This is a genomic window from Rhodococcus sp. H29-C3 (assembly GCF_030063405.1).
GTDB lineage: Bacteria > Actinomycetota > Actinomycetes > Mycobacteriales > Mycobacteriaceae > Rhodococcoides.
The window spans coordinates 1-1,586 of record NZ_JASITC010000054.1; the positions used below are offsets into that span (position 1 = coordinate 1).

A 1,586-nucleotide genomic window follows, 5' to 3' on the forward strand; every position below is an offset into this window, starting at 1 on the left:
GCCCTGCGTGCCAGGGTGAGGTGAGTCCACTGGTTCATAGCAACCCGGCCTGATGCAGGGCGAGATACGGATCGACACACACCATGGCCATCACCACCAAGACGCCGGTCAGCGGCGACAATGAACGCATGGATTCAGCGCATCCGAGAGCAGACGGACCACGACGGCGACGCGCGTTCACCGCGGCGGAGAAAATCGAACACGTGCGTGCTTACGAGCAAGCCTGCGAGAGCGGCGACGGCGGGGCATACCTACGCCGCGAGGGACTGTATTCGTCGTTGATCAGCGAATGGCGCAAACACCGCGACGCCGGTGTTCTCGTCTGCAAAAAGCCCGGCGAGAAGGTCGGCAAGCTCACCGCCGAGCAAGCCGAGATCGCCCGCCTCACCCGTGAGTTGAACCGCGCGAACAAGCGCCTGAACACCACCGAAGCTGCACTGGATATCATGGGAAAAGCACACGCGCTCTTGGAATCTCTCTCCGAGAGCGCGGATTTCGACGAGAAGAACAACAAGCGATGACCACTGCCTACACCACACTGACCGGCATCGGAATTAGCTCCCGCGAGGGCAGCGTTCTCACCGGTTTGCACCGATCGACGGCGACACGTCGAAGTGTCGCAGCTACAGCACCGACACCGCCGGTGCCGCAGGAACCAGCGGCGGAGCCGGTCAACAAAGTCACCACCAGCGAACGGCGACGCATCCTCGAGGTCCTCAACTGCGAACGGTTCGTCGACCTCGCACCGCTACAGATCTACGCCCAACTCCTCGACGAGGGCATCTACCTGTGTTCGGTGTCGACGATGTATCGAGTGTTGCGCGAGAACAGACAGGTCAGCGATCGACGGCGACTCGCGCGGCACCCGGCCAGGGCATGCCCGGAGCTGGTCGCGACCGCGCCGCGGCAGGTGTACTCCTGGGACATCACCAAACTCGCCGGCCCGGTGAAGGGGCAGTACTTCGATGCGTACGTGATGATCGACATCTACTCCCGCTATATCGTCGGTGTGCATGTTCATAATCATGAATCCGGTGTGCTGGCAAAAGAACTGATGGAACAGATCTTCTCGATTCATGGCGTCCCGCACGTCGTACACGCCGACCGCGGAACCTCGATGACCAGTAAAACCGTCGCGACACTGCTCGCGGATCTCGAGGTCACCCGAAGCCATTCCCGGCCAAGGGTGTCGAACGACAACCCTTACTCGGAGTCGTTGTTCAAAACTTTGAAGTACGGCCCCGGCTTCCCGGATCGGTTCCGATCACTGAGCGAGGCAAGGGAATTCATGGATATCTTCACCGATTGGTACAACCACGAACATCGCCACACCGGTATCGGACTGCACACTCCCGCCGATGTTCACTACGGCTTGGCTGCACGCAAAGCAGCCGAACGCCGTCTCGTCCTCGATGCTGCACGCGCTGCACATCCGCATCGCTTCGGCACCAATGCCACTCCGAAAATCCTCGACCTCCCCGACACCGCGTGGATCAACAAACCAGCAGAAACAACTGACACCGATCAAGAGCACGATTCGATAGCGGCGTAACACCCACTGGACTCATCCACCTTGACAAATTCCG

The 1,586-nt window shown here is 60.2% G+C and carries 1 protein-coding gene; it reads left to right on the top strand.

The features are described from left to right. Window positions 1–128 precede the first annotated feature (128 nt). A protein-coding gene (locus tag QMK32_RS25120; protein ID WP_442972423.1) for an IS3 family transposase occupies window positions 129–1,552 on the top strand; the annotation gives its coding sequence in 2 pieces (ribosomal slippage) (window positions 129–495 and window positions 495–1,552; 1,425 coding nt in all). The last annotated feature ends 34 nt before the right edge of the window (window positions 1,553–1,586 follow it).